Annotated in this window: 12 protein-coding genes; 5 read left to right on the forward strand and 7 right to left on the reverse strand. The window is 60.7% G+C overall.

Annotated features, from left to right (window positions below; all coding sequences use genetic code 11):
- Positions 1 to 4 precede the first annotated feature (4 nt).
- The 5 genes from AC0L4F_RS19575 to AC0L4F_RS19595 are packed head-to-tail and all read right to left on the reverse strand — an operon-like array spanning position 5 to position 3,730.
- Entirely contained in the window at positions 5 to 205 is a 201-nt protein-coding gene (locus tag AC0L4F_RS19575) for a hypothetical protein (RefSeq protein ID WP_244691065.1), read from the reverse strand.
- Positions 202 to 993 carry a branched-chain amino acid ABC transporter permease gene (locus tag AC0L4F_RS19580; RefSeq protein ID WP_244691066.1) on the reverse strand — a complete coding sequence of 264 codons (792 nt, stop codon included), beginning with the start codon at positions 991 to 993 and terminating at the stop codon, positions 202 to 204. Before AC0L4F_RS19580 ends, AC0L4F_RS19575 begins: the two co-directional genes overlap by 4 nt.
- Positions 994 to 1,001: 8 nt before the next feature.
- Positions 1,002 to 1,706 (reverse strand): ABC transporter ATP-binding protein, encoded by a 705-nt coding sequence (locus tag AC0L4F_RS19585; protein ID WP_244691067.1) that lies wholly within the window; start codon positions 1,704 to 1,706, stop codon positions 1,002 to 1,004.
- Positions 1,703 to 2,470: an ABC transporter ATP-binding protein gene (locus AC0L4F_RS19590; protein WP_244691068.1), complete on the reverse strand. Its 768-nt coding sequence runs from the start codon at positions 2,468 to 2,470 to the stop codon at positions 1,703 to 1,705. The genes AC0L4F_RS19585 and AC0L4F_RS19590 overlap by 4 nt, the downstream gene beginning before the upstream one ends.
- Positions 2,471 to 2,527: 57 nt before the next feature.
- Entirely contained in the window at positions 2,528 to 3,730 is a 1,203-nt protein-coding gene (locus AC0L4F_RS19595; protein WP_244691069.1) for a substrate-binding domain-containing protein, read from the reverse strand.
- A gap of 99 nt (positions 3,731 to 3,829) precedes the next feature.
- On the opposite strand from AC0L4F_RS19595, the gene AC0L4F_RS19600 reads away from it, so the two are divergent.
- The 5 genes from AC0L4F_RS19600 to AC0L4F_RS19620 all read left to right on the forward strand — a co-directional run bounded on the left by AC0L4F_RS19600 (position 3,830) and on the right by AC0L4F_RS19620 (position 10,473).
- Positions 3,830 to 4,435 (forward strand): helix-turn-helix transcriptional regulator, encoded by a 606-nt coding sequence (locus AC0L4F_RS19600; protein ID WP_244691070.1) that lies wholly within the window; start codon positions 3,830 to 3,832, stop codon positions 4,433 to 4,435.
- Positions 4,436 to 4,553: 118 nt separating this feature from the next.
- Complete coding sequence (locus AC0L4F_RS19605) at positions 4,554 to 5,603, forward strand: efflux RND transporter periplasmic adaptor subunit (RefSeq protein WP_244691071.1); 1,050 nt, start codon at positions 4,554 to 4,556, stop codon at positions 5,601 to 5,603.
- A gap of 11 nt (positions 5,604 to 5,614) precedes the next feature.
- Entirely contained in the window at positions 5,615 to 5,800 is a 186-nt protein-coding gene (locus AC0L4F_RS19610) for a hypothetical protein (protein ID WP_244691072.1), read from the forward strand.
- A complete protein-coding gene (locus AC0L4F_RS19615) occupies positions 5,797 to 8,904 on the forward strand; it encodes an efflux RND transporter permease subunit (protein ID WP_244691073.1) in 3,108 nt (1,035 codons plus the stop codon). Before AC0L4F_RS19610 ends, AC0L4F_RS19615 begins: the two co-directional genes overlap by 4 nt.
- Before the next feature lie 207 nt (positions 8,905 to 9,111).
- Complete coding sequence (locus tag AC0L4F_RS19620) at positions 9,112 to 10,473, forward strand: ISNCY family transposase (RefSeq protein ID WP_244691074.1); 1,362 nt, start codon at positions 9,112 to 9,114, stop codon at positions 10,471 to 10,473.
- 229 nt (positions 10,474 to 10,702) lie between these two features.
- Here AC0L4F_RS19620 and AC0L4F_RS19625 read toward each other — a convergent pair whose 3' ends face one another.
- Complete coding sequence (locus AC0L4F_RS19625; RefSeq protein WP_244691075.1) at positions 10,703 to 12,217, reverse strand: malonate--CoA ligase; 1,515 nt, start codon at positions 12,215 to 12,217, stop codon at positions 10,703 to 10,705.
- A complete protein-coding gene (locus AC0L4F_RS19630; RefSeq protein WP_244691076.1) occupies positions 12,214 to 13,473 on the reverse strand; it encodes a malonyl-CoA decarboxylase in 1,260 nt (419 codons plus the stop codon). Before AC0L4F_RS19630 ends, AC0L4F_RS19625 begins: the two co-directional genes overlap by 4 nt.
- Between the last annotated feature and the right edge of the window lie 150 nt (positions 13,474 to 13,623).

Genomic DNA, 13,623 nt, shown 5'->3' on the forward strand with positions numbered 1-13,623 from the left:
TGCCTCACTTCACCGCAGGCCGCAGGCCGCTGGGCCGCCACATCAGGATCGCCATCATCAGGATCATGTTCGACGCCAGCGCCAGTTTCGGCGCGAGGTATCCGACATAATTCGCCGTCAGCCCGACGATGATCGCCCCCAGCAACGTGCCTTCGATCGAGCCCAGTCCGCCGATAATCACCACGATAAACACCACAATCATCATCTCGCCCCCAGCGCCGGGGTGATCAGCGTTTCATACCCCGCCCACATCGCGCCGCCCAATGCGGCGAGGGCAGAGCCCAACATGAACACCCCGATAAAAAGACGGTTGATCTTGAAGCCAAGCGCCTCGACCATCTCGCGGTTTTCGACACCGGCGCGGATCAAAAGCCCGATGCGGGTGCGGTTGAGCAGGACCATCAGGCCAAGGAACACCACCGCCCCAAGGGCAAAGGCAAAGAGGCGGTAGATCTCGATGCTGACATCGCCGATGATCCAGGCACCTTCCAGAAATGCCGGGCGCGGCACGGTGAATGGCGTGCCACCCCAGACCGCAAGGATGACCTGTTCCGACACAATCAACGCGCCCATGGTGATCAGGATCTGGCGCAGGTGGTCGCGGTAAACCGGGCGAATGATCACGGTTTCAAAGAACAACCCCGCCGCCAATCCGAATGTGATCGCCCCGACCAGCGCAAGCGCCAGCGCGGCCGAGGCCAGTATCACGCCGCCATCCAGCCAGCCGCCCAACGCGGCAAGGATCGACGCTGCGATAAAAGCGCCAAAGCTGATGAACGCCGAATGGCCAAAATTCAGCACATCCATCAACCCGAACACCAGGCTGAGACCCGACGCCATGAGAAACACCATCATCCCCATCGCAAGGCCGGCAACCGTCAGCGTGACCCAGGATGAGGGCGCGCCGATCAGCACAAATGCGATTGCCGCCAGCGCCACCGGCAACAGGTTGACCCCGCCAAAGCGGTGCAAAATCTCGCCGAATTTGTCCATTTGGTTCCTCATGCGCTCAAGCCCAGCAATGCGCCCTGCAAATCGGCATCGGCGGCGAAATCGGCCATGGTGCCACTGTGCACCACGCGACCATCGTCGATCACCGCCATATCGCGGCCAAGGCTTTTGGCGAAATTGAAATTCTGCTCCACCAACAGGATCGTGGTGGTTTGGGCGATCTCGCGAAATGCTTCGCCCATGGCGGCAACGATGGACGGGGCCAACCCCTTGGTCGGTTCATCAATCAGGATCAGCGCCCGGGGCTCGACAATGGCGCGCGCCACCGACAACATCTGTTTCTGTCCGCCCGACAGCGACCAGGCCTGTTTGGTCCAGAACTTTTCCAGCGCCGGAAACAGATCATAGATGCGACGCAGACGGGCGGGATCGAACCGCCCTTTGGCCGTGGCCAGGATCAGGTTTTCCTCAACCGTCAGGCCGCCGAATATCCCCATGTTTTCGGGGACATAGGCAATGCCCAGCCGGGCAATGTCGGCAGTGGCCAATCCGGCAATGTCGCGGCCCTGAAACATCACCGACCCCGGCGAAGGTTGCCAAAGCCCCATGATCGAGCGCAGGGTCGTCGTCTTGCCTGCGCCATTGCGCCCCAAGAGGATGAAAACCCCGCCCTCCGGCACCTCAAAGCTGACGCCATGCAGCACATGATACTGGCCGATCTGGGTTTTCATATCGCGGATGGACAGCAGGCTCATGCGGTGTGCTCCGTTGCGGTGCCAAGATAGACATCGCGCACGATCTGGCTTTGCATCACCTCGGTCGGCGGTCCATCGGCCAGCAATTCGCCGTTGTGCAGCACGATGATCCGGTCGGCCAGCGCGCGCACCACATCCATCTTGTGTTCGACCAGCAGCACCGTTTTCGCCGGGTCTTGTTTGATTTCGGCAATCAGCTCCAGCACGGCGGGCGCCTGATCCAGCGACATGCCGGCGGTGGGTTCATCAAACATATAGATATCCGGCTCCATCGCCATCAACAGCGCAACCTCAAGCTTGCGTTGGTCACCATGCGGCAGGGCGGCGGCAATCATCTCGGCCCGGTCGGTCAGATGTGCAGCCTCAAGGAAATGCACCGCCTTTTCCGTCAGATGCGTCAGCTTGCGCGCCGCACGAAACACCCCCCAACCGTCACCGGCACGCGCCTGCACCGCAAGACGGATGTTTTCCAAAACGGTGAGCTGCGGAAACAGATTGGTAAGCTGAAAGGCCCGCCCAACCCCCAGATGCGCGCGGGCAGAGGGTGACATACGGGTGATGTCGACTTCCCCCTTGATCACCCGGCCCGCGCTGGCGGTCAACTGGCCGGAAATCAGGTTGAAATAGGTGGTCTTGCCCGCGCCATTCGGGCCGACAATTACCGTGGTTTCGCCGGGGTGAAAGTCACAGGTCACGGCATTGACCGCAACATGACCGCCAAACCGAATGGTCAGGTCACGCGTCGAAAGAGATGCGGGGGGCATGGGATCCATCCTGAAAGAAGTGTCCGGCCCGCGAAAAGCGCGCAGGCCGGTGTCAGCTTACTGGCTGTTGTCGCGTCCGATGGGGATGTCCATCTCGTCGGCTTCGATGATCCGCACCAGATCGGGAATGGCCCAATCGACATTGTCGTCCACGCGGATCTTGAAATGCACCATGGATTGCAGCGCCTGATGGTCTTCCGCACGGAAGGTCATTTCACCTTTGGGGGTGTCCCAGGACATGCCCTCCATTGCGGCGATCAGATCCTCGGTCTCATAGCTCTCTGCGGTTTTCAGTGTTTTCACGACCGCCAGCGCCGCCGCCATCCCACCCGCGGTGAAGAAATCCGGCGGGCCGTCGAAACGTTCCTGGTGGGTCTCGACCAGCCAGTTGTTGATCGGATTATCATACGCCTCGTAATAGTAATAAACCGCGCCTTCCATGCCGGGAAACCGTTTGTAGGTCGGCAGAACCGGCAGGATATGACCGCCCATCGAAATTTCGATACCATAGCGGCTGGGGTCCAGCGCCTGAATCTTGCCCGGTGCGTCACCGCCACCGGCCACATAAACCAGAATGACCTTGCGGCCTTCCTGATCTTTCAGCGCATTGAACATCCGTTCGGTGGCGGCGGTGAAATCGGCGGTGCCCTGCGGCACATATTCCTCGGTCACCACGGTCGCGCCGGAGCCTTCCAATGCGGCCTTGAACGCGGTGATGCCGTCGCGGCCAAAGGCGTAATCTTCGGCCAAAGTGGCAACAAACAGGTTTTCATCCGGGTTCAGCGCCAGCGCCTGGGCCTGCATATCCATCGACGAATTGCGCGAGGTCTTGAACACATAGCGGTTGCTGTCCGGCCCGGTCAGGCTGTCGGCGACGGCCGGTTCCACAATCAGAATCTTTTCATATTCCTCGGCGATGGGCAGCATGCCCTTGGTCACCCCCGACGATGTGGCCCCAACGGCCAACAGCACCTCGTCGTCGCCATAGGCCTCGGCCAGGACGGCGCGGGCAACATCGGGTTTGAATTGGGTGTCCTTGATGATCACCTCGATCGGGCGACCGTCAATTTCATTTGTGCCATCGGTGGCATATTCCAGCCCAAGCTCAAACCCGGTTTGTGCCTGTTTCGAAAAGGCTTCGAAGCTGGACCCGGACAGGCCATGCACCAGGGCGATCTTGATCGAATCCTGTGCCAGGGCCCCGCCGGCAAAAGTGGCTGACGTAGCAAGGGCGGCGGCGAACCGCGCGAATGTCTTCATGATATCCTCCCAGATCGACGGGGGCCGCTGTTGCGCGGCACCTGCCCGTCGTTTACGTGTGGTCACAGCATTCAGCACTGAACGCAGTGGGGCAAGAGCGTGGAAATACGTATCGACGACTGCTACGCCGAGGACCGCTTTGATGCATTGGCCTTTGCCTATGCGCCGGTGGGGCTGGTGGTGACGGAAAACCGGGTGATCCGGGATTGCAATATCGCCTTTGCCGAGATGTTCGGCCATGCCCGCCGCGCCCTGCGGGGGCAATCCTTTGCGATGCTCTATCCAACGGACGCGGAATTCGTGAATATCCGCGACCGCGGTGTCAAACAGCTGCGCGAAACCAACCGGTATTGGGATGAACGCATTATGGCGCGCAAGGATGGCACATTGTTCTGGTGCCGGGTGCGTGGCCATTCCTTTACGCCGGATGATCCTCTGGCGCGGGCGGTCTGGAGCTTTGCCGATCTTTCGGTAGAACGCCCCTATTCCCCACTGACGCGGCGGGAACGTGAAATCCTCAGCCATCTGTCCGACGGGCTGACCAGCAAGGAAATCGCGCTGCGATTGGACATCTCTTATCGCACGGTCGAGGTCTATCGCGCCAAGCTGTTGCGCAAATTCGGGGTCAACAACACCAGCGGGCTGTTCCATTCGCTGGGCGGCATTGACGGCGATCATGTGGTGTCTTCTTCCGGCAAATCCTGACCGCTGGGCCACCGCCGTGTGAGCAAAGTGCAGGGCAGTAAAAAAGTTCAATCTTTTTGCGACGGAAACCGCCGGGCCGTCCGTTTTACCCTTTGGATGATCGGACAGGGACCGGGTGATGGGTAAAATAGCGAGCCTTCTAGGGGCAATTGTGATTTTGGCGGCGGCCTATGCCGTCACCTTTGGCGTGCCAGCCCCATTGGCGGCGATGATTGGCCCGGAACCGGCCAACGAGGCCGAGGCCGCATCCGCCCCCCCGGCAAGAGCGGGCGGCGGACGTGGCCCGGGGGGCCGCAGGGGCGGCGCCACCACCGTGGCGGTGACCGAATTGGAATTTCAGCCTTATGAAAGCATTCTCAGCGCGATTGGCACCGCATCCGCCCTGCGCAGTGTTGATGTGCTTAGCGAAACATCCGGCACGGTGATCGCGGCCAACCTGGCGGCCAATCGTCTGGTGAATGCCGGCGATGTGCTGGTGCAATTTGATGCCCGCACCCAGACCCTGAATCTGGAAATCGCCGAGGCAGAGTTGCAGCAGGCCACCGAAACCGTCGCCCGCTATGAGCGGTTGCGGCAGAACGGCAATTCCACCATCACCGATGTCACCCTGTCCGAAGCGCGGGTCGCCCAACGTCTGGCCGAGGCCGCCGTCGGGTTGGCCGAAGTTGCGCTGGACAAACAGACGGTGCGGGCGCCGATTTCCGGCACATTGGGGCTGAGCGATATCGAAGTTGGCGACACCCTGAGCGTGAACGGATTTGTGGCCAGCATCGACCAGTCGGACAAGCTGGTGATTGAATTCGAAATGCCGGAGCGCGCAATTGGGCTTTTGGCCAAGGCCAAGCAGATCTCGGCCGGAACCTCGACCTTTGCGGGCAAGGTGTTTACCGGCGAAATCATGTCCTTCGACAGCCGGATTGATTCCGTGACCCGCAGTGTCACGGTCAAGGCGCAGATTGACAATTCCGACGGTCTGCTCTGGCCGGGCATGACCTTTGCCGTGCGATTGACCCAGCTCAGCGCACCACTTGCCAAAGTGCCGTCAACCGCGATCACCTGGTCGCGGGAGGGGTCGAGCATCTGGATCAACGCGGGCGGTGCTGCGCAACAGGTGCCGGTGACCATCCTGTTCCGCCAGGACGATCTGTCTGGGTCGATGCGGACCTGAGCGAGGGCGCCATGGTCGTGACCGAAGGCGCGCAGAAACTGCGCAACGGTGCCCAGATCGCCGTCGCAGGGGCGGCACCGGGCGCAGGACCGGGGGGCGCCCGCCCCGGTGAACGTGGCCGCCCGGCCAATGCAAACGGCGTTCCGGCGGTGCAATTGGACCGTGAACCGCAAACCGCGACCCAGGCCCCGTCATGAGCACACAATCAAAACCCAACCGCCGCGCCGGGATGACCGACCTTTTTGTCGCCCGTCCGATTTTCGGCATGGTGATCAACCTGTTGATCCTGATTGCCGGCCTAGCAGCGCTGAGCGCGGTGGATGTGCGCGAAATGCCGGACGTGGATCGCCCGGTCTTGTCCGTGCGAACAAGTTACGAAGGCGCGGTGCCGACCACGGTGGACCGCGAAGTGACCCAGGTTCTGGAAGACGCGCTCAGCGCGCTTGAGGGGCTGTCCTATATTGAATCGACGTCTTCGACCGGGTCCAGCCGGATCACCGTGGACCTGTCGGAAGGCACCGATGTGGATGTGGCCGCCAATGAGGCGCGCGAAATTGTGTCCAACACCTTGCGGCAATTGCCGGATGATATCGACGATGATCCAACCGTCACCAAAAGCGACAGCAATGCCGATGCGATCATCCGCCTCGCGCTGTTGGGCGATGCCAGCCTCGATGAACTGACGGAACTGGCCGAAGGTGCCGTCTATGACCGGTTGTCGGTGATCGACGGAATTGCCGAGGTCACAGTGCGCGGCAATCGGGCGAACGAGTTTCGCGTGACGCTCGACATGCCGGCGCTGCTGAGCCGGGGCATGACGATTTTCGACGTCTCGGATGCCCTGTCGGCGCTGCGCGATGACACGCCGCTGGGATCGCTGGAATCGAATTCACAGACCCTTGCGCTGCGGGTGGGCAATGCCAATGCCACCGTGGATCTGGTGAATCAGGTGCCGATTGATGCCAATACGCGGATATCGGATGTGGCCTTTGTCCGGCTGATCCCCGAAGACGGCGCGGTTCTGACGCGGGTCAATGGCCAAACCGCGGTCGGGCTGGACATTACCCGGCAATCGGTTGGCAACACGCTGTCGATCTCACGCGATGTGGCCGTCGCGGTGGAAGAGTTGAAAACCGCTTTGCCGGACGGGGTCGCGCTTGTCGTCACCTCGGATGATGGCACCTTCATCGAAGGCTCGATCAATGAGGTGGCGAATTCCATCGGGTTGGCAACGGTGATCGTGATCGCGGTGATTTTCGCCTTTCTGCGCTCGCCGCGCGCGACGCTTATCCCGGCGATCACCATCCCGGTGGCGTTGGTCGGCACCATCGCCGCGATCTGGATCACCGGCTTTTCCGTCAATACCATCAGCCTGTTGGCGCTGGTGCTTGCCACCGGCATGGTGGTCGATGATTCCATTGTGGTGATCGAAAACATCGTGCGCAAACGCCAACAGGGCATGGGCGCCTTTGCCGCCGCCGCCGCTGGCACAAACGAAGTGTTCTTTGCGGTCATTTCCACCACCGCCACCCTTGCGGCGGTGTTCATCCCGATTTCATTCCTGCCCGGTCAGGCGGGCGGCGTGTTCAGCGAATTCGGCTTTGTGCTGGCCTTTGCTGTCACCCTGTCGTCGATCACCGCATTGACGCTGGCACCGGTGCTGGCGGCCTTGTTCGATCCCGGCAAATTGCAAGCGGCGCAAACGGGTCCCGCCACGCCCGGATGGGCCATGCGGATTTTTGACACCGTGATGGACCGTGCCATTCGCATGCCCTTGATCGTCTTGGCGGTTGCAGGCGGATTCACCATCGTCGCGGCCGGTGCGGCCGGAACATTGTCGTCCAGCATCACCCCAAGCGAGGATCGCGGGTTCTTCCTCGTCCAGGCGCGGGGGGCGTCGGATACCACAATCGACTATCTCAACAGTCAGGTGGTCCTGATCGAGGAAATTCTGGAACCTTATCTGACCTCTGGCGAGGTTGACGCGGTACAAAGCATTGTCGGCGTCGGCGGGGGCACCAGCGCCTTTATCGTTGTGCGCCTGCCGGATTGGGCCGAACGGGACCGGTCGCAGGCCCAGATCGTCGCCGAAATCAGCACGCAATTGTCACGTGTCCCCGGTGTGCAGGCCAGCGCAAGGTCGACCAACTCGCTCAACATTCGCGGCGCCGGACGCGGGTTGCAATTTGCGGTCACTGGCAAGGATGTGGATGCGATGACCGAAGCGACAAGCGATCTGGTCGCGGCCATGGCCGAGGATGCGATGTTCTCTAACCCGCAATTGTCCAACGACAGCGTGCAAGCCCAATTCGAGGTCCGGGTCGATCGCGACATGGCCAGTGTCTTTGGCCTGACCGAAGCCGAGATCACCAGAACCCTGAGCGCCATGATCCAGGGCGACACGGCCGTAACCGTGTTCAGTGACAACGCCGAAACCGATGTGAATGTGGTGCCCGGTGGGCCACCGATCAATGACCCTTCGGACCTCGATTCCATTCAACTGCGCCTGCCCGGCGGATCATATGTACCGCTGTCGGCGGCGGCGACGCTGGTCCCGGTGGTCAGCCAGGCCAACCTGCAACGACAGGGCGGGACGCTGGCGGTGGCGGGCCAGTCGAACCTGGCCGAAGGCGTCAACCTTGGCACAGCGATGGATCGCTTGTCCGAAATCGCAGCCGAACAATTGCCCGACGATATGGGGCTGATCTTTACCGGCGAGGCCGCGACGCTGAACGACAGCCAGACTGAAATGTACCGGGTCTTTGCGGTGGCGTTTCTGGTGGTTTTCCTTGTGCTTGCCGCCCAGTTTGAAAGCATCGCAAGCGCCGTCGTGATCATGTTGACCGTGCCATTTGGCCTTGCAGCGGCGCTGTTGGCTATTTCGCTCAGCGGCGGGTCGCTGAATTACTATAGCCAGATCGGGTTGGTCATGTTGATCGGCGTCATGGCCAAGAACGGCATTCTGATTGTCGAATTCGCCAATCAATTGCGTGAGGCCGGTCAGGACATCGACAGCGCCATTCGTGACGCGCTGCGGCTGCGGATCAGACCGGTGATGATGACGATGGTCTCGACCGTCTTTGGTGGTCTGCCGCTTGTGCTGACCTCTGGTGCCGGGGCCGAGGCCCGCATCGCCGTCGGTTGGGTCATTGTCGGCGGGCTTGGGTTTGCCACCGTCTTCACGTTGTTCCTGACACCGGTGTTCTATCGCTGGATCGCGGTCTGGGGCGCGGAGCCTGGCGTCGCCTCGAAACGGCTGACACGGGAAAACGCCGCCCAATATCAGCTGCCCGCTGAATAATTCTGGGCCTGCAACGCGTTTGCAGGCCCAACATAGGCATAACCATTTCGCGGTCTTCAGGCAGGGCGCGGTGGTGTTGGAAGGTCCGGATTTAACATAATTCTGCTTATGGGCGGATCGGTTGTACCCGCAAAGTTAAAGTGTCCCACATCTGCAAAGTAGAAGTGTCACACTCTGCCCCGATGAGAACAGGCAGAGAGTGTGGGCATGGGATGGGTTTTGATGAGCGAGCGCGAGCTGAACCGGGTCGAGGTGTTGAGCCAGGTGAGCCAAGGTCGGATGACGGCGACGACTGCGGCGAACGTTTTGGGATTGAGCCGCAGACAGGTTCACCGGCTTCTCAGGAAGTTCCAATCTGACGGTCCGGCGTCAATCCGGCACAAAGCGCGTGGTCGGGTTTCGAACAATCGGATCGATCCGGCGGTTCGCGAGTTCGCGGTGACACTGGTGCGCGAGAACTACGTCGACTTCGGACCGACCTTTGCGGCTGAGAAGCTCGAGGAAGTTCACGGGCTGAAGGTGTCGCGCGAGACGCTGCGCAAGTGGATGCAGGACGCCGGGATTTGGCTTTCTCGCAAGCAACGCAGGACCTTTCACCAATCACGCCTGCGCCGGGAATGCTTTGGCGAGCTGATCCAGATCGACGGCTCGGACCATCACTGGTTTGAGGATCGCGGGCCGTCCTGCACCCTGCTTGTTTTCATCGACGATGCGACCAGTACGTTGATGCATCTGGAGTTCGTGAAGTCCGAGAGCACATTCAGCTACTTTGGCGCTCTGGAGGCCTACCTGCATGCACATGGACGACCTGTGGCGTTCTATTCGGACAAACACACGGTGTTCCGTGTTGCGAGCCAAGGTGCGGAGTCAGGTCACGGGATGACCCGGTTTGGCCGTGCTTTGAACGAGTTGAACATCGAGATTCTCTGCGCCAACAGCTCTCAGGCCAAGGGCCGCGTCGAACGCGCGAACCGGACGCTACAGGATCGACTGGTGAAGGAACTGCGCCTGGCGAGCATCTCGGACATGACAGCGGCCAATGCGTTCCTTCCGGCTTTCATGAACCGCTACAACACGAAGTTCGCCAAGACCCCACGCCGTCCGGATAACCTGCACCGGCCCCTCAATACCGAACCGGATCGGCTGGCGGATGTGCTGTGCTGGCGCGACGAGCGCTATGTCGGCAACCAATTGGCCTTCTCCTACGACCGGCAGCGCATCATCCTGCAAGAGAACGAGATCACGCGCGGCCTGCCCGGCAAGTATGTCGACAGCTATGAGTACCCTGACGGCCGCTTGGAGTTCCGCTGGAAGGGCGTCTCGCTCCCCTACTCCATTTTTGACAAGGAGCAGCGCGTCACCCACGCCGCGATCACCGAGAATAAGCATCTAAGCGCGGTCCTTGAGCACATCAAGGCCGAGCAGGACAAGGCCCCGCCAAAGAAACGCCGCGCAGGCAAACAGCGCTCTCGCTACAAACCGAATGGACGGCGCAACGATGGCTGGAATTCAAAGCTGGCAAGAGCCGCGAAAGAGAAACACAAAGCCAGCCAGGGCTGCGATATCTGAGGTCTCCGCCCTGTCAGGCTTTGCTACCGTCAGCGCACTTGGTGACATTTCTACTTTGCGGAGCGAGGGACATTTCTACTTGGTTGCAACAGCGGTGAAATCTGGAGCACATTCCTTCACCGCTTTGAACAAGGGGGCGTCGCGCGGGCCACCGCCTGGGCGGAACCCAATCCACCACAGGCGACAAAGCCCAGACACCCGTTTCACCCCGGTCGCAGGTCTGATCAGGTCAGCCCGCGATCTCACCGGTTCCAAAACGATCGCGAAGAATGTTCTTTTGCACCTTGCCCATCGTATTGCGCGGCAGCTCTGGACAGATCACCAGCTTGCGGGGGTGTTTGAACCGCGCGAGGCTTTGTTCACATGCGGTCTGGATTGCCGCCAGATCCGGCGTTTGCCCCGGTTCGGGCACGACAATGCCCACCACGCTTTCGCCAAAATCCGCATGTGGCACGCCGATCACTGCGCTTTCCAACACGCCGGGCTGGGCATCCAGCACCAATTCGATTTCCTTGGGATAGATATTGTAGCCGCAGGCGATAATCAGATCCTTGTTGCGCCCGACAATGGTGACATAGCCATCCTGATCGACAATGCCCAAATCGCCGGTGATGAAAAACCCTGTGTCGCGCAGCTCTGCGGCGGTTTTCTCGGGCATTTGCCAATAGCCCTTGAACACATTTGGCCCACGCACCTCTATCTGGCCAACCTCGCCCCGCGGCAGGGCAACGCCGGTTTCGGGATCGGTGACCCGCAATTCAACCCCGGGCAACGGCATGCCCACCGTGCCGGCCCGCCGGTCGCCGTCATAGGGGTTTGAGGTGTTCATATTTGTTTCGGTCATGCCGTACCGTTCCAGAATTCGGTGACCTGTGCGTGCCTCAAACCGTTGATGGGTTTCGGCCAGCAGGGGCGCGCTGCCGGAAATGAACAACCGCATATGCGCGCTGGCCGCCCCGGTGAAGCGCGGATCATCCAGCAACCGGGTATAGAAGGTCGGCACCCCCATCATCGTGGTGGCACGCGGCAATTCGGCCAGCATGACATCAAGATCGAATTTGGGCGCAAAAATCATCTGCCCCCCGGCCAGTGCGGTGATGTTCGACGCCACGAAAAGCCCATGGGTGTGGAAAATTGGCAGGGCATGCAGCAACACATCATCCGCCGTGAACCGCCAGGCCGCGACCAGGGTTTGCGCATTGGACAGCAGATTGCCCTGTGTCAGCATCGCGCCTTTGGACCGGCCGGTTGTGCCCGAAGTATAAAGCAGCCCGGCCAGATCATCTATATCACGGGCGATTGTGTCGAAATCACCGGGCTGGTCGGCGGCCGCGCTTGGCAGGCTGCCGCTGCCATCCCCATTCAGGGACAGGAATTGTGCGCCGGTTTTGGCCGCCAATGGGGCTAGCCCCGCTTCGGCGGCACCATCGCCCACCACCAGCCGCGCGCCGGAATTTTCGATGAAATATCCCAGTTCGCTTTCGGTATAGGCGGTGTTGAGCGGCAAAAACACGATCCCCGCCTGCACACAGGCGGCATAAAGCGCCAGCGCCTCCGGGCTTTTCTGGACCTGGGCCGCAAGCCGATCGCCCGGCACAAGCCCGGCCTTCACCAGAGCATGGGCAAACCGCGCAGCGGTGGTCAAAAAGCGGTCGTAGCTCCAACTCTCGCCGCCCGGCACCGTCAGAAATGGGGATGTCTTGCCTTTGTGGGCACCAAACAAGTGATCATATAGCGGGTTCAATGCAGAGCTTCCTTTTCAACTTTGGGCGTCGCCGCCGCTGCCAGAGTATGCACATCCGGCGTGGCGGCAATGGTGCGCGCGGTCGCAAAACTGTCGTGGTTCTGGGCCACACGCGTCAGATCGTAAAGATAATTGACCATCACCCCCGCCGATTGCCGCAGCCCCTTGTCCGAGGTATCCGCCGCCGCATGCAGCGCACAGATCTGCGCTCCATTGCCAAGATGGAACCGCGCGACCGGATCAATCGGCTGGCCGTCGGGACGCTTTTCCAGGATCAGGTAACGCGCCGCCAATTGCCGCATCTGGTGATCATCATCCGGGTCATGCGGGATGTCCTGCGCCGCAAGCCAGTTTTGAAAGCCGGGCAAGGGCGACAGGGTAACAAAGGTCGCAAGCGTCGGAACCTCCGCCGAAAGGTCGGCGGCCACCTGTTTGATCAGAAAGTTGCCAAAGGAAATCCCCGCCAAGCCGGCCTGACAATTGGAAATCGAATAAAACACCGCCGTGTCGGCCTTGTCAGCCGCCAGAGCTTCGCCCTGGTCCGCCAAAAGTGCCTGGATTAAATCGGGGGTGCCCTGGGTCAAGGCTACCTCGACAAAGATCAGCGGCTCATCCGGCATGGCCGGGTGGAAAAAGGCAAAACAGCGCCGGTCTGCCGGTTTCAATCGGCGGCGCAGGTCATCCCAACTGCCGATGGCGTGCACGGCCTCATAGGCAATGATTTTCTCCAGAACCGCCGCCGGGCTTTGCCAATTGATCGACCGCAGCACAAGGAACCCGCGGTTGAACCAACTGGCAAACAGATGGCGGAAATCCAGATCAAGCGCCATCAGGGCATCATCCCCGGCCCCAAGCCGCAACAGATCGGCCCGCATCTGCACCAAAACCCGCGTCGCCCCCGGCACCTGGTTCAAGCGGCGGATCAATTCCTGGCGTGGCGCTTCGGCCGAGGCAAGAAAACGCCGATATGACGCTTTCCCCGGCTCGGCAACATAGCTGTCCAGCGCGGCCCTGACCGTTTCGGGGTGGATGTCCATATTGGCGGCCAGATGGTGGAAAAAGGCGCGCTTTTCCGCATCTGTCCATCGGCCATAGCGATCCAGCAGGGTATGCGCCATAGCCTGGCCAGACACCTCTCCGGTCGCCCCGATCAGATCTTTGGTCAAATCCTGCATGCTGCGGCCATCCGGCTCTGGTGCACCCATGCGGTGGCGCCGTTCAAACAATGTGGAAAGCAGATCCACCAAAAGGGTCATGTCGCGCACTCCGTCCAGGGTTGGTCCGGGATTGGCCCCCTGCCGACCGCGCATCATTTGCGGAATCGGCGGCCCCACCGGGTTGGAATTGCCGGTAATCAAACATCAACGTTATTCAAAGTCAAACAGATTGTATGCAATTTGGTCGGG

It is taken from the genome of Marinovum sp. J2-8, assembly GCF_055808435.1.